Annotated in this window: 14 protein-coding genes; 12 read left to right on the top strand and 2 right to left on the bottom strand. The window is 74.3% G+C overall.

Annotation, left to right across the window (positions count from 1 at the left end):
• The first annotated feature begins 9 nt into the window (after nucleotides 1-9).
• From ACWIX3_RS22395 to ACWIX3_RS22375, 5 genes are read left to right on the top strand one after another with little or no spacing between them, the layout of a single operon-like run.
• Nucleotides 10-1,983 carry an alpha-amylase family protein gene (locus tag ACWIX3_RS22395; protein WP_448609554.1) on the top strand — a complete coding sequence of 658 codons (1,974 nt, stop codon included), beginning with the start codon at nucleotides 10-12 and terminating at the stop codon, nucleotides 1,981-1,983.
• Nucleotides 1,984-1,994: 11 nt separating this feature from the next.
• The gene (locus ACWIX3_RS22390; RefSeq protein ID WP_448609553.1) at nucleotides 1,995-3,125 is read left to right on the top strand and encodes a carboxylate-amine ligase; all 1,131 of its coding nucleotides are present in this window, start codon (nucleotides 1,995-1,997) and stop codon (nucleotides 3,123-3,125) included.
• A gap of 29 nt (nucleotides 3,126-3,154) precedes the next feature.
• Nucleotides 3,155-3,946 (top strand): SDR family NAD(P)-dependent oxidoreductase, encoded by a 792-nt coding sequence (locus tag ACWIX3_RS22385; protein ID WP_448609552.1) that lies wholly within the window; start codon nucleotides 3,155-3,157, stop codon nucleotides 3,944-3,946.
• Nucleotides 3,947-3,950: 4 nt separating this feature from the next.
• Nucleotides 3,951-5,249: an erythromycin esterase family protein gene (locus ACWIX3_RS22380; RefSeq protein WP_448609551.1), complete on the top strand. Its 1,299-nt coding sequence runs from the start codon at nucleotides 3,951-3,953 to the stop codon at nucleotides 5,247-5,249.
• 9 nt (nucleotides 5,250-5,258) lie between these two features.
• Complete coding sequence (locus ACWIX3_RS22375; RefSeq protein ID WP_448609550.1) at nucleotides 5,259-5,939, top strand: alpha/beta hydrolase; 681 nt, start codon at nucleotides 5,259-5,261, stop codon at nucleotides 5,937-5,939.
• Nucleotides 5,940-5,997: 58 nt separating this feature from the next.
• On the opposite strand, the gene ACWIX3_RS22370 is transcribed toward ACWIX3_RS22375, so the two are convergent.
• Nucleotides 5,998-7,422 carry an NAD(P)/FAD-dependent oxidoreductase gene (locus ACWIX3_RS22370; RefSeq protein WP_448609549.1) on the bottom strand — a complete coding sequence of 475 codons (1,425 nt, stop codon included), beginning with the start codon at nucleotides 7,420-7,422 and terminating at the stop codon, nucleotides 5,998-6,000.
• A gap of 138 nt (nucleotides 7,423-7,560) precedes the next feature.
• Here ACWIX3_RS22370 and ACWIX3_RS22365 point away from each other — a divergent pair, with 138 nt between their 5' ends.
• From ACWIX3_RS22365 to ACWIX3_RS22335, 7 genes are all read left to right on the top strand, one after another.
• Entirely contained in the window at nucleotides 7,561-8,235 is a 675-nt protein-coding gene (locus ACWIX3_RS22365) for an alpha/beta fold hydrolase (RefSeq protein ID WP_448609548.1), read from the top strand.
• 49 nt (nucleotides 8,236-8,284) lie between these two features.
• On the top strand, nucleotides 8,285-9,451 hold the full coding sequence (locus ACWIX3_RS22360) for an ROK family protein (protein ID WP_448609547.1): 1,167 nt from the start codon (nucleotides 8,285-8,287) through the stop codon (nucleotides 9,449-9,451).
• Nucleotides 9,452-9,695: 244 nt separating this feature from the next.
• Nucleotides 9,696-11,288 carry a sugar ABC transporter ATP-binding protein gene (locus tag ACWIX3_RS22355; protein WP_448609546.1) on the top strand — a complete coding sequence of 531 codons (1,593 nt, stop codon included), beginning with the start codon at nucleotides 9,696-9,698 and terminating at the stop codon, nucleotides 11,286-11,288.
• Entirely contained in the window at nucleotides 11,285-12,451 is a 1,167-nt protein-coding gene (locus ACWIX3_RS22350) for an ABC transporter permease (protein ID WP_448609545.1), read from the top strand. The genes ACWIX3_RS22355 and ACWIX3_RS22350 overlap by 4 nt, the downstream gene beginning before the upstream one ends.
• A 96-nt stretch (nucleotides 12,452-12,547) precedes the next feature.
• Entirely contained in the window at nucleotides 12,548-13,606 is a 1,059-nt protein-coding gene (locus ACWIX3_RS22345) for a substrate-binding domain-containing protein (RefSeq protein WP_448609544.1), read from the top strand.
• A gap of 66 nt (nucleotides 13,607-13,672) precedes the next feature.
• Nucleotides 13,673-14,842, top strand: coding sequence for a Gfo/Idh/MocA family protein (locus tag ACWIX3_RS22340; protein ID WP_448609543.1), 1,170 nt, complete (start codon nucleotides 13,673-13,675; stop codon nucleotides 14,840-14,842).
• Between the two features lie 58 nt (nucleotides 14,843-14,900).
• Nucleotides 14,901-15,908, top strand: coding sequence for a sugar phosphate isomerase/epimerase family protein (locus ACWIX3_RS22335; protein WP_448609542.1), 1,008 nt, complete (start codon nucleotides 14,901-14,903; stop codon nucleotides 15,906-15,908).
• Between the two features lie 114 nt (nucleotides 15,909-16,022).
• Here ACWIX3_RS22335 and ACWIX3_RS22330 read toward each other — a convergent pair whose 3' ends face one another.
• Complete coding sequence (locus ACWIX3_RS22330) at nucleotides 16,023-16,526, bottom strand: cupredoxin domain-containing protein (protein WP_448609541.1); 504 nt, start codon at nucleotides 16,524-16,526, stop codon at nucleotides 16,023-16,025.
• Nucleotides 16,527-16,543: the final 17 nt, after the last annotated feature.

Here is a 16,543-nt window from a genome sequence, read left to right as displayed (position 1 = left end):
ACTGGCGCGGTGACGATCCCGGCGACCGCCCGTCGAGCAGCGGCGGAGCAGGCGTGGGCGCAGCTGCGGCCGGAGGTGGCGGCCGCTGCGGTCGCGGCGCTGGGCCCGGCCGAGGGCGACGCGTTCCTCGCCCGTGTCGACCTCGCGCTCTACGACGTCCACGAGCCGCTGGCCACCCTCTACGGGGACGCCGCCGACGAGCTGTTCGCCCGGGTGCTGCGGACGGCGCTGGCCGCGGCGGCCGAGCGTCCCGCGGAGCTGCGCCGCATCGACCGGCGCCGGGAGGTCGACCCGGCGTGGTTCCAGCGCTCCCGCGTGCAGGGCTACGTCTGCTACGTGGACCGGTTCTGCGGCACCCTCGACCGGCTGCCGGAGCACCTCGACCACCTGGCCGATCTCGGCACCACCTACCTGCACCTCATGCCGCTGCTGAAGCCGCGGCCCGGGGAGAACGACGGCGGCTACGCGGTCATGGACTACCGCGCGGTCGACCCCCGGCTGGGCACGATGGCCGACCTCGAGGAGGTCGCCACGGCGCTGCACGGCCGCGGCATGGCGCTGTGCATCGACCTGGTGCTCAACCACACCGCCCGAGAGCACCCCTGGGCGCAGGGCTGGCTGGCCGGCGACCCCGCCTACGCCGGCTTCTACACCGCCTTCCCCGACCGCACGGTGCCCGACGCCTACGACGCGACGATCCCCGAGGTCTTCCCCGACCGGGCGCCGGGGTCGTTCAGCTGGGTGCCGGAGGCCTGCCGCGGTGCGGGCGGCTGGGTGTGGACGACGTTCTGGCCGTACCAGTGGGACCTGGACTACGCCAACCCCGAGGTCACCCTGGCGATGCTCGGGGAGATCACCTGGCTGGCCAACCGCGGCGTCGACGTCTTCCGCATGGACGCCGTCCCGTTCATGTGGAAGCGGCTGGGCACCAGCTGCCAGAACCAGCCCGAGGGGCACAGCCTGCTGCAGCTGCTGCACGCGGCCACCCGGCTCGCCGCCCCCGGGGTGGTGTTCAAGGCCGAGGCGATCGTCTCGCCCGACGACCTGGTGGCCTACCTGGGCGGCCACGACCGCTACCGGCCCGAGTGCGAGCTGGCCTACCACAACCAGCTCATGGTGCTGCTGTGGAGCAGCCTGGCCACCGGCGACGTCCGGCTGGCCCGGCAGGCGCTGGGCCGGATGCGGCCGATCCCGCCCAGCGCCACCTGGGTGACCTACGTGCGCGGTCACGACGACATCGGCTGGGCGGTCGCCGACGCCGACGCCGCCGCGGTCGGCCTCCACGGACCGGCGCACCGCCGCTTCCTCAACGACTTCTACTCCGGCCGCTTCCCCGGCTCCTTCGCCCGCGGTGCGCTGTTCCAGGAGAACGAGGTCACCGGTGACGCGCGCGTCTCCGGATCGGCGGCCTCGCTGTGCGGCATCGAGGCCGCGCTCGAGGACGGCGACGGGGCCGCGCTGGAGGCCGGGATCCGCCGGCTGGTGCTGCTGTACTCGGTCATCTACGCCCACGGCGGCATCCCGCTGCTCTACATGGGCGACGAGCTGGCCCTGCGCAACGACACCGGCTACCTCGCCGACCCCGCACTGGCCCCGGACAACCGCTGGATGCACCGCCCGCCGATGGACTGGGACGCCGCCGCTCGCGTTCCCGACCCGGCGACGCTGGAGGGCCGGGTGTGGCGGGAGGTCCGCCGGCTGGGCGAGGTGCGCCGCTCGCTGCTGGCGCTGCGCGGCGGCGTGGAGTCCGCGGTGGTCGACGCCGGCAGCGACGCGGTCCTCGTCTGGCGGCGCAAGCACCCCCGCAGCGGCACCTTCGTCGGCCTGGCCAACTTCTCGCCGTTCCCGCAGGCCCTGGACGCCGACACCGTCACCGGCTTCGGCAGCTTCGAGCAGGTCCACGGCAGCGACGGCGTCCTCCCGGTGCGCGACGGACAGGTCGTCGTCCCCGGGCTCGGCTTCGCCTGGTACGCCGAGCCGTGACCGCAGCGGCCGTGCCTCCGACCCACCCGCCGCCCCCTCCCGCCGGGAGCACCGTCGGCGTCGAGGAGGAGTTCCACCTCGTCGACCCCGGCAGCCTCGCGCTCACCCCGAGCGCGACGGTCGCAGCGGCCGCCCTCGCCGGCCGGGCCGGCGAGCACGTGCACCCGGAGATCGTGACCACCCAGCTGGAGACCTCCACCGGCGTCTGCACCGGCATCGGCGAGCTGCGCGCCCAGCTGGCCGCCACCCGCGCCGAGGCCGCCGCGGCCGCCGCCCGCGACGGGTTGGTCCTGTTCGCCGCCTCCACCCACCCCTTCGGCACCTGGCGTGAGCAGCGGATCACCGGCGCGCCCCGGTACGAGGCGATGGTCGGGCGCTGGGCGGGGCTGGCCCAGCGGCAGGACATCTGCGGCTGCCACGTGCACGTCGGCGTCCCCGATGTCGGGACGGCGGTGGCGGTGATGGACCGCGCCCGCCCCTACCTGCCGGTGCTGCTGGCGATGACCGGCAGCTCGCCGTTCCACGACGGCGCGGACACCGGCCACGAGTCCTGGCGCACGGTGTGGTGGTCGCACTGGCCGAACGCCGGGCCGCCGGAGCCGATGGGCACCGAGCAGCGGTTCCGGGAGGTCCTCGACGGGCTGGTCCGCTCCGGTGTGGTGGAGGACGGCCGGCACCTGTACTGGGACGTGCGGCCCTCCGTGCGCTGGCCGACCCTGGAGTTCCGGCTGGCCGACGTCTGCACCGACCTCGACGCCGCCGTCCTGCACGCCGCGCTGGTCCGCTCGCTGGTGCGGGTGCTCGCCCGCCGCGCGGAGCGCGGGGAGCCGGTTCCCGAGGTCCGCCCCGAGCTGCTGCGGGCGGCCCGCTGGCGCGCCGCCCGCGACGGGCTCCGCGGCGAGCTGTTCGACCCGGTGCGCGGCGAGGTCGCCGCCGCGCGGGACGCCGTCGAGGCGCTGGTCGCCGAGCTCGCCGACGACCTGCGCACCCACGGCGAGGAGGACGACGTCGCCGCGCTGCTGGACCGGCTGTGGGCGCACGGCACGTCGGCCACCCGGCAGCGGGCCGCCTGGGCCGCCACCCGCGATCTCCGCGCTGTGGCCGCCGGGGTCGTGCGGGACGGCGCGGCCGGCATCGGGTGAGACGCGGGCCCGCGGGGTAGGAGGCGGCCATGACCGAACCGCGTCCTCTCGCCCTCGTCACAGGCGCCTCGAGCGGCATCGGCCTCGAACTCGCCCGCCAGTTCGCCGAGCACGGCTTCGACCTCGTGGTCAACGCCGAGGACACCGAGCTCACGACCGCAGCCGGCCGGCTGCGCGCAGCCGGCACCACCGTGCAGACGGTGCAGGCCGACCTGCGGACGACCGAGGGCGTGCAGGCGGTGTACGACGCGGTGACCGCCACCGGGCGCCCCCTGGCCGCGGCGGCGCTCAACGCCGGGGTCGGGAAGGGCGGGCCGTTCGTCGAGAACGAACTCGAGGACGAGCTGGCGATCGTCGACCTCAACGTCCGCTCGACCGTCGTCCTCGCCAAGCACGTGCTCCGCGACATGGCGGCCCGGGGCGAGGGCCGGGTGCTGTTCACCTCGTCGATCGCCTCGACCATGCCCGGGCCCTACCAGGCGGTCTACAACGCCTCGAAGTCCTTCGTGCAGTCCTTCGCCGAGGCGCTGGCGACCGAGCTGCGCGACACCGGGGTGACGGTCACCTCGCTGATGCCCGGCCCGACCGACACCGAGTTCTTCGAGCGCGGCGACCTCATGGACACCAGGCTCGGCCAGGGCCCCAAGGACGACCCGGCCCAGGTGGCGAAGCAGGGCTTCGAGGCGCTCATGCAGGGCGAGACCAAGGTGCTGGGCGGCTCGCTGATGAGCAAGGCGCAGGCGGTGGTCAACTCGGTGCTGCCGGACAAGCTGAAGTCCGCCGGCCACGCGAAGATGGCCGGGCCGGGGAGCGCGGAGTAGGGCCATGACCGGCGTCCGGGACCTCGCCCTGCCGCTCCGGGACCCCGCCGACCTCGACCCGCTGCTCGAGCGGGTCGGCGGCGCTCCCATCGTAGCGATCGGCGAGGCCAGCCACGGCACCTCCGAGTACTACGCCTGGCGGGCCGCGCTGACCCGCCGGCTGATCTGCGAGCACGGCTTCGGCTTCGTCGCCGTCGAGGGCGACTGGCCCGACTGCTACCGGGTGAACCGCTCGGTGAAGCTGCGGCCGGGCGCCGACGCCGACCCGTACGACGCGCTCGACGCCTTCTCGCGGTGGCCGACGTGGATGTGGGCCAACGACGAGGTCGTCGAGTTCTGCCGCTGGCTGCGCGAGGTCAACGCCGGGCGCCCGGAGGACGAGCGGGTCGGCTTCTACGGCCTGGACGTCTACAGCCTCTGGGACTCGATGCAGGAGCTCGTCGGCTGGCTGCGGGAGAACGAACCCGAGCACGTCGACGCGGCGGTCCGGGCGCTGCGCTGCTTCGAGCCGTTCGGTGAGGACGGCGCCGAGTACGCCTTCGCCAGCCGCCTCGCCCCGACCACCTGCGAGCAGGCCGTCGTCGACCTCCTGCGGTCCCTGTGCGAGGAGCGGGGGAGGGCCGAGGCCGCCCAGGACGCGGAGGCCCGCTTCTCCGCCGAGCAGAACGCCGCCGTCGTCGTCGACGCCGAGCGCTACTACCGCGCGATGGTGCAGGGCTCGGCGGAGTCGTGGAACGTCCGTGACGTGCACATGGTCGACGCGCTCGACCGGCTGCTCACCCACACGCGCACAGGGCCCCACCCACCCAAGGCCGTGGTCTGGGAGCACAACACGCACATCGGGGACGCCCGGGCCACCGACATGGCCGACGCCGGGATGGTCAACGTCGGGCAGCTGCTGCGCGAGCGGCACGGCGCCGACGACGTCGTCCTGGTCGGCTTCGGCGGCTACCGCGGCGGGGTGGTCGCCGGCAGCGCGTGGGGCGAGCAGATGCAGCGGATGCCGGTGCCCGAGGCCCGCGCCGGCAGCATCGAGGCGGTGCTGCACGAGGAGGTCGGCCGCGACGCGCTGCTCGTGTGGGAGCGCGGCGGTGCCCGGCCGGCCGAGCTCGACCGGCGGCTCGACCACCGGGCGATCGGCGTCGTCTACCGGCCCGAGCGGGAGCGGTGGGGCAACTACGTGCCGACCGTGCTGGGGGAGCGCTACGACGCCTTCCTGTACCTGGAGGACACCTCACCCCTCCGGCCGCTGCACCTCGAACGGGCCGACGAGCACGTGCCGCCGCTGGCGCACGTGGTCTGAGGACGCGACATGGCGCTGCCGCACGCCACGGAGGGACGGCTCGACGCCCGGCCGGTGAAGACGCCGGCCGCGGCGCCCTACCCGCCGGGGGTCCGGACGCTGGAGCTGGGGCCGCACGCGCAGGCGCAGCTCGTCGTCCCCGACGGGCGGCCGAGGCCCCGGCCGCTGCTGGTGTTCTTCCACGGCGCGGGCGGGACGGCGGCGCAGAGCATGGCCCTGGTCGGTGACCCGGCCACGGCCCGGGACGCGCTGGTGCTGGCCCCGTCGTCGGTCGCCTCGACCTGGGACCTCATCGCCGGCGGCCTCGGCCGGGACGTCGCCGTGCTCGACGCCGCGCTCGCGCAGGTCTTCGCCCGGCAGCCGGTCACCCGGGTGGCGTTCGGGGGCTTCTCCGACGGCGCCTCGTACGCACTCAGCCTGGGACTGGCCAACGGCGACCTGGTCGAGGCGGTGCTGGCCTTCTCCCCGGGCTTCGCCCTCCCGCCGCGACAGGAGGGCCGGCCACGCGTCTGGATCTCCCACGGCACCGGCGACCGCGTGCTGCCGGTCGCGCGGTGCGGACGACGGCTGGCCCAGCGGCTGGACGCCGGCGGGTACCACGTCCGCTACGAGGAGTTCGACGGCGGCCACGTCGTCCGGCCCGGGGACGTGACCGCCGCCCTCACCACGTGGCTGGGCCCCGCGGACTGAGGAAGGACCCCTCCCGGGTCCCCTCGCTCGCTCGGGAACGCCCTGGAGAGGGCCGCCTTCAGGCGGACCGTCGCTCGGTCAGATCCGTCGCCGGGGCGGCGGCGTCCTTGGGACCGCCGGTCTTGGAGACGGCGAACTCCGACCCCAGCGCCTCCAGCGCCAGCCGCCCGTACACCTGCTGCTGGGTGGCCACCCGCTCGGCGCGGCCGCGGCCGAGGAAGCTGACCGCCCAGTGCAGCACCGCGGTCACCCGGCTCTTGAAGCCCACGATGTACATCAGGTGCACGACCAGCCACAGCACCCAGGCGAAGAAGCCCTCGAACTTGAGGTTCTTGATGTCGGCGACCGCGGAGAAGCGGGAGATCGTCGCCATGTTGCCCTTGTCGCGGTAGCGGAACGGGCCGCGCGGCTGCTTCCCCGAGATCCGCCGGGTGATCTGGTCGGCGGCGTACCGCCCACCCTGGATCGCGACCTGGGCGACGCCCGGCAGCTTGTCCAGCGCCATCATGTCGCCGACGACGTGCACCTCGGGGTGGCCGGGCAGGGTGAGGTCGGGCTGCACGTTGATGCGGCCGGCCCGGTCGATCTCGGCGCCCGACTGGTCCGCGAGGAGCCGGCCGAGCGGGCTGGCCTGCACGCCCGCCGCCCACACCTTGGTGGCCGCCTGGATGCGCCGGACCTGTCCGTCGCGGTCCTTGACCTCCAGGCCGTTGGGGTCGACGTCGGTGACCATCGCGCCGAGCTGCACCTCGACGCCGATCTCGTTGAGGTGCCGGCGGGCGCGGTCACCGAGCTTCTCGCCGAACGGCGGCAGGACCTGCGGCGCGGCGTCGAGCAGGATCACCCGGGCCTGGGTCGGGTCGATGGCGCGGAAGTCGCGGCGCAGGGTGCGGTGGGCCAGCTCGGCGATCTGGCCGGCCATCTCCACGCCCGTCGGGCCGGCACCCACCACGACGAAGGTGAGCAGCCGGTCCCGCTCTGCCGGGTCCGTGGCGAGCTCGGCGAGCTCGAAGGCGCCGAAGATGCGGCCGCGCAGCTCCAGGGCGTCGTCGATGCTCTTCATGCCGGGCGCGAACTCGGCGAAGCGGTCGTTGCCGAAGTAGGACTGCCCGGCGCCGGCGGCCACGACGAGCTCGTCGTAGGGGTGCACGGTGGTGCGGCCCAGGATGGTCGAGGTGACCGTACGGGCGGCCAGGTCGATGTCGGTGACCTCGCCCAGCACGACGCGCGCGTTCTCCTGACGCCGCAGGATCTCGCGGGTGGCCGGCGCGACCTCACCCTCGGACAGGATGCCGGTGGCCACCTGGTAGAGCAGCGGCTGGAACAGGTGGTGGCTGGTCTTGCCGATGACGGTCACGTCGACGGGAGCCCGCCTCAGCGCCTTGGCGGCGAACAGCCCGCCGAAGCCGGAACCGATGATGACGACCCTGGGCCGACCGGACGGGGAGGCGCCGACGGGGTCGGCCACTGGTGATGTCGTCATGATGAATCAGTCTCCCACCTCGGTGTCCCGGGCCTGCGCACGGCGGGGAGCGATCCAGATCACAGCCCGCCGCGCGCACCGGCTGTGGCATTGCTACCCGCCGTCGGGAGCCTGACGCGCACGCTGTAGACCGGTCCGGTGCCGGAGTCCCTGATCAGACCGGTCCTCGTCCCGGGTCTGGGGCTCGACGAGCGCTCCTCCACCCGCGTGCGGGAGCAGGTGGCGGCCGACGTCGTCCTGCTGCCGGGGATGGGGGTGCCCGGTCCGGTGCCGCCGCTCGAGGAGCTCGCGGCCCGGCTGCGCGCCCGGCTCGGCGAGACGCCGGCGCTGCTGGTCGGCCACTCGCAGAGCTGCCAGGTGGTCGCCGCCGCGGCCGGGGACCCGCGGGTGACGGGCCTGGTGCTGCTCGGGCCGACCACCGACCCGCGCCTGCGGTCGGCCGCGGGACTGGTCCGGCGGTGGCTGGCGACGGCGGTCCGCGAGCGGTGGCCGCAGGCGCCGCTGGTGCTGCCGCAGTGGCTGCGGACCGGACCGCGGGCGATGCGGCAGCTGTGGGCCGCGCTGGCGCCCGACCGGATCGACGCCCGGCTGCGGACCGTCCGGGTGCCGGTGACCGTCGTCCGCGGCACCCGGGACCGGCTCTGCCCGCACGACTGGGCCGCCACGGTGGCGGCGGCCGCCCCGGACGGCCGGCTGGTCGAGATCCCCGGGGCGGCCCACCTGTCGCCGATGACCCACCCCGAGCAGGTCGCGGCCCTGCTGCGCGAGGCGGCCGGGCACGCCGCGGCCGGGCAGCGCCGCACCGGCGCTTGACCGGCTCGCGACGGCCGGGCAGGTGGCCACTGCGTGTCACGATGTGCGCGTGGCCCACTCCTCCGCCTCGGCCGGCGCGCTGCTGCGGCACGTCCGCACCGGCCGCGCGCGCAGCCGGGCCGAGCTCGTCGCGCTGACCGGCGCCTCCCGGAACACGGTCAGCGCCCGGGTCGACCAGCTGATCGCGGCCAACCTGCTCGCCGAGGGCGGGCGCGGGTGGAGCACCGGCGGGCGGCCGCCGACCCTGCTGCGGTTCAACAGCGGCGCCGGCTGCGTGCTCGCGGTGGACCTGGGCGTGACCAGTGTCGACGTCGCCGTCACCGACCTCTCGGCCGAGATCCTGGCCACCATCGGCCACCCGATCGACATCGCCGACGGTCCCGGTCCGGTGCTCGCCGAGGTCGACCGGCTGGCCCAGTTGGTCCTCGCCGAGGCCGGCCTGGAGCCGGCCGACGTGTGCGCCGTGGGCGTCGGCGTGCCGGGACCGGTGGAGTACTCCAGCGGGCGCCCCTCCCACCCGCCGATCATGCCGGGCTGGCACGACTTCCCGATCCCGAGCGCGTTCGGCCGCTACGAGTGCCCGGTCTACGTCGACAACGACGTCAACGTCATGGCGCTGGGCGAGATGGGAGCCGCCGGGTCGGTGCAGGACGTGCTCGTCGTCAAGGTGGGCACCGGCATCGGCTGCGGCGTCATCGTCGACGGCCGGGTCTACCGCGGCGCGCAGGGCAGCGCCGGGGACATCGGGCACATCCACGTCAGCACGCCCGACGGCCGGGTGGTGACCTGCCGCTGCGGTCAGGAGAACTGCCTCGAGGCGATCGCCGGCGGAGGCGCGCTGCTCCGTGACGCCGTGGCGGCGGGGCTGCCGGTGGGCACCACGCGCGAGGTCGTGGAGCGCGCGGCGCAGGGCGACGGCGCGGCCATCGAACTGGTCCGAGAGGCGGGCCGGACCATCGGCACGGTGCTCGCCGCGCTGGTCAACTTCTTCAACCCGCACCGCATCGTGGTCACCGGCGGCGTGGCGCAGGCCGGCGTTCCGCTGCTGGCCGGGATCCGCGAGTCGGTCTACCGGCGGTCGATGCCGCTGGCCGCCCGCGCGCTGGAGATCACCGTCAGCGCGGCCCCCGAGCTGTCCGGCCGGATCGGCGCCGCGCTCATGGCGATCGAGGGCTTCCTGGACGAGGAGTCCGTCGAGCAGGCGCTCGCGCGATAGCACTGCGGTCCTCCGGACCGCTCCGCGGCCACGTGCCGTCCTCCGGGAGCGTCGAGCCGCTGCCCGGCGCGCGGATCCGCTGCGGTGCGACTGCGCTCGGTGGGACAGCCCCGGTCCGGGGACGGCAGCCACGTCTCGTTTCGGCAACCCCGGCGTCGTGGCCTTGACCACATCCCGCGCCACCCTTATGTTCTCGCTTCAGCCGACTAATGATCAGTGTTGAGCAGAAGTCTGGATGGTGCCGATGTCCCCCTCCTCCTCGCCGTCCGGCGGGTCGCCGCTGCTGGAGGTGCACGGCGTCGTCAAGTCCTTCCCGGGCGTCCGGGCGCTCGACGGCGTCGACCTCGACGTCCGTGCGGGGGAGGTGCACTGCCTGCTCGGCCAGAACGGCGCCGGCAAGTCGACCCTGATCAAGGTCCTGGCCGGGGCGCACCAGCCCGACGCCGGCCGGATCAGCTGGCGCGGCGAGCCGGTCCGGCTCACCGACCCCCAGGCGGCCATGTCGCTCGGGATCGCGACGATCTACCAGGAGCTCGACCTGGTCGCCGGCCTCACCGTCGCCGACAACGTCTTCCTCGGCCGGGAGCACGCGCGGCTGGGGCTGACCCGGCCGTCCTCGGCCAACCGCGCCGCCGCGCGGCTGCTGGAGCGCCTCGGCCACGCCGACATCCGGCCCACCGCCGAGGTCGGCTCCCTGCCGGCGGCCGCGCAGCAGATGGTCAGCATCGCCCGGGCCCTCTCCCAGGACGCCAGGCTGATCATCATGGACGAGCCGTCGGCCGTCCTGGACAGCGAGGAGGTCGAGCGGCTGTTCGCGGTGATCCGCGACCTCACCGCGCACGACGTCGCCGTCGTCTACATCTCCCACCGGCTCGAGGAGATCCGCGAGGTCGGCGACCGGATCACCGTCCTCAAGGACGGCCGGACCGTGGCCACCGGACTGCCCGCCCGCGAGACCCCGACCCGCGAGGTCATCACGCTGATGACGGGCCGCGACATCGAGTACGTCTTCCCCGAGCGGCGCGAGCACCCGGACCCGGACGCCGCCCCGCTGCTCGAGGTCGAGGGGCTGGGCCTGCGCGGCTCCTTCGCCGACGTCTCCTTCACCGTCCGCCCCGGCGAGGTCGTGGGCCTGGCCGGCCTGGTCGGCTCCGGGCGCTCGGAGATCCTCGAGAGCGTCTACGGCGCCCGCCGCCCGACGTCCGGCACGGTCCGTGTCGGCGGCCGGCGGCTGCGCCCGGGGGACGTCGCCGCCGCGGTCTCGGCCGGCGTCGGCCTGGCCCCCGAGGAGCGCAAGAGCCAGGGGCTGCTGCTGGGAGAGTCGATCTCGCGCAACATCAGCCTCTCGAGCCTGGCCCGGTTCGCCCGCGCCGGCTTCCTTTCCCGCTCCGCGGAGGCCGAGGCCGCGCGACAGCAGGTGACCGCACTGGAGGTCCGCCCGGCGGACGTCGACCGGGAGGTCCGGACGCTGTCGGGCGGCAACCAGCAGAAGGTCGTGCTGGCCCGCTGGCTGCTGCGCGACTGCCGGGTGCTGCTGCTCGACGAGCCGACCCGTGGCGTCGACGTCGGCGCCCGCTCGGAGATGTACGCGCTGATCCGCGGACTGGCCGACCGCGGCGTGGCCGTCGTCGTGGTCTCCAGCGAGATCCCCGAGGTGCTCGGCCTGGCCGACCGGGTCCTGGTCATCGGCGACGGCCGCGTGCTGGCGGAGGAACCGGCCGGCGCGCTCGACGAGCACCGCGTGCTCGACCTGGTCATGCAGGACGCGGCCGCCCACGGCGGCCCGATGCACACGCGAGACGACGAGCACGCACAGCGCGAAGGGGACGTGGCATGAGCAGCACGACCGTGGCGACGGGGACGGACGCTCCCCGGCAGCCCTCCGGCACGGCGGGGCGCCGCAGCGGGGCAGGGTTCCTCGCCGGTCCCGTGGGCCGCAACCTCGGCCTGGTCGTCGCCCTGGCGGTGCTCTGCATCGTCGGCACCGTCACCGCCCCCGACCGGTTCCTCGCCGTCGACAACGTGCTCACCATCCTGCGGCTGGCCGCCGTGATCGGCGTGGTGAGCATCGGGATGACGTTCGTGATCATCGGCGGCGGCATCGACCTCTCGGTGGGCGCGATCGTGGCGCTGTCCTCGGTGTGGGCGACGACGCTGGCCACCCAGGCGATGGCGGCGGACTTCCACTGGATCGTCATGGTGGTCACCGCGCTCCTCGTGGGCGCCGGGTGCGGGCTGGTCAACGGGATCGTCATCGCCTACGGCAAGCTCGTCGCGTTCATCGCGACGCTGGCGATGCTGGCCGCCGCCCGCGGCCTGGCGGAGATCATCGCCAACCGGCGCACCCAGATCGTGCAAGACCGCGACTTCCTGGCCTTCTTCTCCGGCGACGTCCTCGGCGTCCCCACGCTCGTGGTGATCTTCGCGCTGGTCGCGGTCGCCGGGTGGGTGCTGCTCAACCGGACGACGTTCGGCCGGCGCACCTTCGCCGTCGGCGGCAACGCCGAGGCGGCGCGGCTGGCCGGCATCCGGGTGCAGCGGCACACCATGTGGCTCTACGTGCTCTCCGGCGTCACCTGCGGCATCGCCGCGGTCATGCTCATGGCCCGGACGACGACCGGCAGCTCCACCCACGGCACCCTCTACGAGCTCGACGCGATCGCCGCGGTGGTCATCGGCGGCACGCTGCTCATCGGCGGCCGGGGCACCATCGTCGGCACCGTCCTGGGCGTGCTGATCTTCACCACGCTCGGCAACGTCTTCACGCTGAACAACCTGTCCAGCTCCGCCCAGGCGGTCGCCCGCGGCGTGATCATCGTCGTCGCCGTCCTGCTGCAGATGCGCCTGGCCACCGGCTCGTTCAGCCTGCGCCGGCTGGGCCGCGGTGCCGACGGCGGCAGCCCGCCCGCCCCGGTCGGCGCGGCCGGCACGGTCTCCGGCGGCGCGACGCCCGGCGGACCCGGCGGCCCCGCACCCGGCGCGACGACCGACCGCCCCTGACGCGGTCCGGGGCGCACCCGTCCCGGACCGGCACCACCCGCACGACCCACTACCTGGCCGACGACAGCCAGGGAGGCGATCCCCCGAGGAGAGAACATGTCTGCAGCGAGGCAGCGCCCGTTCCGTCGTGTCACGTCGACCGCGCTCGCCGTTCTCGGCGCCGGCGTCCTGGTCGCCGGCTGCACGAGCAACACCCCCGAGGCCTCCGGAGGCGGGGGCGGCGGTGGCGGCGAGGCCGCCAGCCCCAACGACGAGGCCGGCGAGACGGTACGCATCGGTTTCTCCGCCCCGGCCGCCGACCACGGCTGGATGGCCGGCATCAGCCAGGCCGCGCAGGCCGAGGCCGAGCGCTACGGGGACGTCGAGCTGAGCGTCGCCGAGGGCACCAACGACGTCAGCACCCAGATCAGCCAGGTCGAGACCTTCATCAACGAGGGCGTCGACGCGATCGTGCTGCTCCCCTTCGACGGCGCCGCGCTCACCCCGGTCGCGCTGCGGGCCATGGAGGCCGGCATCACCGTCGTCAACGTCGACCGCGAGTTCAACAGCCCGTTCGCCGCCCGGGCCACCGTCCTCGGCGACAACTACGGCATGGGCGTCTCGGCCGGCCAGTACATCTGCACGCAGCTGGGCGACCAGCCCGACGCGGTCGTCGCGGAGATCGCCGGCATCGACTCGCTGCCGCTGACGCAGGACCGCAGCCAGGGCTTCGCCGACGCGCTGTCCGAGTGCGGCCTCAACGTGGACAACCGCGTGGCGGCTGACTTCACCGTCGAGGGCGGGGAGCGGACCGCGGCCAACCTGCTGCAGGCCGCGCCGCAGATCGACGCCATCTGGAACCACGACGACGACCAGGGCGTCGGCGTCCTGGCCGCCATCACCAACGCCGGCCGGGACGAGTTCTTCATGGTCGGTGGCGCCGGGTCGGCCAACGCGATGCGCGAGATCCAGGGCGGCCAGTCGGTGCTCGACGCGACGGTCATCTACCCGCACACCCAGGCCGCGGACGGGATCGCGCTCGCCCGGCTGATCGTGCAGGGCAAGAGCCTGTCCGACCTCTCCTCGCAGGGGGTGCCGCAGCGGATCGTGCTGGACGCCCCCGTCGTGACCGCCGACAACGTCGACCAGTACATCGACGCCGCGTTCGAGTCCTGACCCGCTGACACAGCGGTCGCCGGGGGACGGCGCGCCGTCCCCCGGCGGCTCCCGTGAGGAGACCGCATGACCCCGACCCTCGGCGTCGGCCTGATCGGCTACGCCTTCATGGGCGCCGCGCACTCCCAGGCCTGGCGCACCGCCCCCCACTTCTTCGACCTGCCGCTGCGTCCCGAGCTCACCGTGCTGGCCGGCCGGGACGCCGTCCGCGTCGCCGACGCCGCCGGACGGCTGGGCTGGATGTCGACCGAGACCGACTGGCGCCGCGTGCTCGAGCGTGACGACGTCGGCCTCGTGGACGTCTGCACGCCCGGCGACACCCACGCCGAGATCGCGATCGCCGCACTCGAGGCGGGCAAGCACGTGCTCTGCGAGAAACCGCTCGCCAACACGGTGGCCGAGGCCGAGGCGATGGCCGAGGTCGCCGCCCGCGCCGCCGAGCGCGGCGTCCGGTCGATGGTCGGCTTCACCTACCGCCGCGTCCCGGCCATCGGCCTGGCCCGGCAGCTGGTCGCCGAGGGCCGGCTGGGCGAGATCCGGCACGTGCGGGCCCAGTACCTGCAGGACTGGATCGCCGACCCCGCCGCACCCATGTCGTGGCGGCTGGAGAAGGAGAAGGCCGGCTCGGGTGCGCTCGGCGACATCGGTGCGCACATCGTCGACCTCACCCAGTACGTCACCGGGCAGCGGTTGACCGGCGTCAGCGCCCTGCTGGAGACCTTCGTCAAGGAGCGGCCGCTGCCGGCGTCGGCCGGCTCGCTGTCGGGCGTCGGCGGGGAGGGGACCGGCACGGTCACCGTGGACGACGCCGCCGTGTTCCTCGGCCGGTTCGACGGCGGGGCGCTGGCCACCTTCGAGGCGACCCGGTTCGCGCTGGGGCGGAAGAACGCCATCCGGATCGAGGTCAACGGCTCGCGCGGCAGCCTGGCCTTCGACTTCGAGGACATGAACGTCCTGCACTTCTTCGACGGCGACGAGCCGGCCGCGACCGCCGGCTTCCGCCGGATCCTCGTCACCGAGCCCGAGCACCCCTATGTCGGCGCCTGGTGGCCGGCCGGGCACGGCCTGGGCTACGAGCACGGCTTCACCCACCAGGTCGTCGACCTGGTGACCGCCATCGCCAAGGGCGAGGAGCCGACGCCGTCCTTCGCCGACGGGCTGCAGGTGCAGCGGGTGCTCGACGCCGTCGAGCGCAGCGCCGCCGCGCGTTCCGTCTGGACCGAGATCCCTTCCTGACCCCACCTCCGGACTCTCGGCACCGGGGGTCCGCCGTCGTCCGAGGAGGACGCACTCCATGCCCCGTCCCGTCACGCTGTTCACCGGCCAGTGGGCCGACCTGCCGTTCGAGGAGGTGGCCCGGCTCGCCTCCGAGTGGGGCTACGACGGCCTGGAGATCGCCTGCTGGGGCGACCACCTCGACGTCGAGCGCGCTGCGAACGACGACAGCTATGTCCAGGAGCGCCTCGACCTGCTGAAGCGCTACAACCTGCAGGTCTTCGCGATCTCCAACCACCTCAACGGCCAGGCCGTCTGCGACGACCCGATCGACGAGCGGCACCGCGGCATGGTGCACCCGCGCGTGTGGGGCGACGGCGACCCCGAGGGCGTCCGGCAGCGGGCCGCCGAGGAGATGAAGACGACTGCCCGGGCGGCGGCGAAGCTCGGCGTGAAGACGGTCGTCGGCTTCACCGGGTCGAAGATCTGGAAGACCGTGGCGATGTTCCCGCCGGTCCCCGAGTCCATGGTCGAGGACGGCTACCGCGACTTCGCCGACCGCTGGAACCCGATCCTCGACGTGTTCGACGAGGTGGGGGTGCGGTTCGCGCACGAGGTGCACCCGTCGGAGATCGCCTACGACTACTGGACGACGGTCCGCACGATGGAGGCGATCGGGCACCGTGAGGCGTTCGGGCTGAACTGGGACCCGAGCCACTTCGTCTGGCAGGACCTCGACCCGGTCTCGTTCATCTGGGACTTCAAGGACCGGATCTACCACGTCGACTGCAAGGACGCGAAGAAGCAGGTGGGCAACGGCCGCAACGGCCGGATGGGCTCGCACCTGCCGTGGGCCGACCCGCGGCGCGGCTGGGACTTCGTCTCCACCGGGCACGGCGACGTCCCGTGGGAGGCCTGCTTCCGGATGCTCAACACCATCGGCTACGACGGGCCGATCTCGGTGGAGTGGGAGGACGCCGGCATGGACCGCCTGGTCGGCGCGCCCGAGGCGCTGGCGTTCGTGCGCCGGCTGGCCTTCGACCCGCCGGCGGCCGCGTTCGACGCGGCCTTCGCCAGCGGCAACTGATGCGCCGGGAGGTGGACGGCGGTCGGGGGTCCCGCCGTCCACCTCCCGGGGCTCGGTGGCCCCCGTCTGGACCCGCCGCGAGCTCGCGAATGGCGGGCAGCGGAGGGTCCTTCTTCAGGCGCTGACCGCGATCGGCGTCTCCATGCCGGCGGCGCGGTGGCTGCCGACCGAGCAGTAGAAGACGTAGTCGCCCTCGTCGAGGGTGACCGTGAGGGTGGCCGACTGCCCCGGCTGGAGGACCTCGGTCGCGGCGACGTCCTCGCCGTTCCGCTCCACCACGAAGTCGTGCGGCATGCGGCCCTCGTTGACGACCTCGAAGGTGTACGAGCCCGCGGAGTAGGAGTCCTCGGCGAGCTCGATGAACATCTCGCCCTCGGTGACGGCGACCGTCTCGCTCTGGGCCTCCGCCGGGGAGCTCGCGGGGGAGGAGGGCGCCGCTGACGACGCGCTCGCCTCGGCGCTGCTCGACGGTGCGCTGCTCGCCTCGGCGCTGGTCGACGGTGCGGCGTCTGCGGCGCCGTCGTCCGCGGAGCAGCCGCTGACCAGGCCGATCCCGAGGGCGAGGACCAGCGGCGCGGCGCGGCGGGCAGAGCGGGTGGGACCGGTCGCGTGGGGCACGCGGGACCTCCTGGGAG

This window comes from Geodermatophilus sp. URMC 60 (genome assembly GCF_053502585.1).
This window is presented reverse-complemented; position numbering and strand designations above follow the sequence as displayed.

Excerpts from the sequence above, each read along its gene's own strand:
- ACWIX3_RS22370 (WP_448609549.1), bottom strand. The coding sequence starts at position 7,422 with ATGACGACATCACCAGTGGCCGACCCCGTCGGCGCCTCCCCGTCCGGT.
- ACWIX3_RS22335 (WP_448609542.1), top strand. The coding sequence starts at position 14,901 with ATGCCCCGTCCCGTCACGCTGTTCACCGGCCAGTGGGCCGACCTGCCG.
- ACWIX3_RS22355 (WP_448609546.1), top strand. The coding sequence starts at position 9,696 with ATGTCCCCCTCCTCCTCGCCGTCCGGCGGGTCGCCGCTGCTGGAGGTG.
- ACWIX3_RS22345 (WP_448609544.1), top strand. The coding sequence starts at position 12,548 with ATGTCTGCAGCGAGGCAGCGCCCGTTCCGTCGTGTCACGTCGACCGCG.
- ACWIX3_RS22340 (WP_448609543.1), top strand. The coding sequence starts at position 13,673 with ATGACCCCGACCCTCGGCGTCGGCCTGATCGGCTACGCCTTCATGGGC.
- ACWIX3_RS22350 (WP_448609545.1), top strand. The coding sequence starts at position 11,285 with ATGAGCAGCACGACCGTGGCGACGGGGACGGACGCTCCCCGGCAGCCC.
- ACWIX3_RS22385 (WP_448609552.1), top strand. The coding sequence starts at position 3,155 with ATGACCGAACCGCGTCCTCTCGCCCTCGTCACAGGCGCCTCGAGCGGC.
- ACWIX3_RS22375 (WP_448609550.1), top strand. The coding sequence starts at position 5,259 with ATGGCGCTGCCGCACGCCACGGAGGGACGGCTCGACGCCCGGCCGGTG.
- ACWIX3_RS22380 (WP_448609551.1), top strand. The coding sequence starts at position 3,951 with ATGACCGGCGTCCGGGACCTCGCCCTGCCGCTCCGGGACCCCGCCGAC.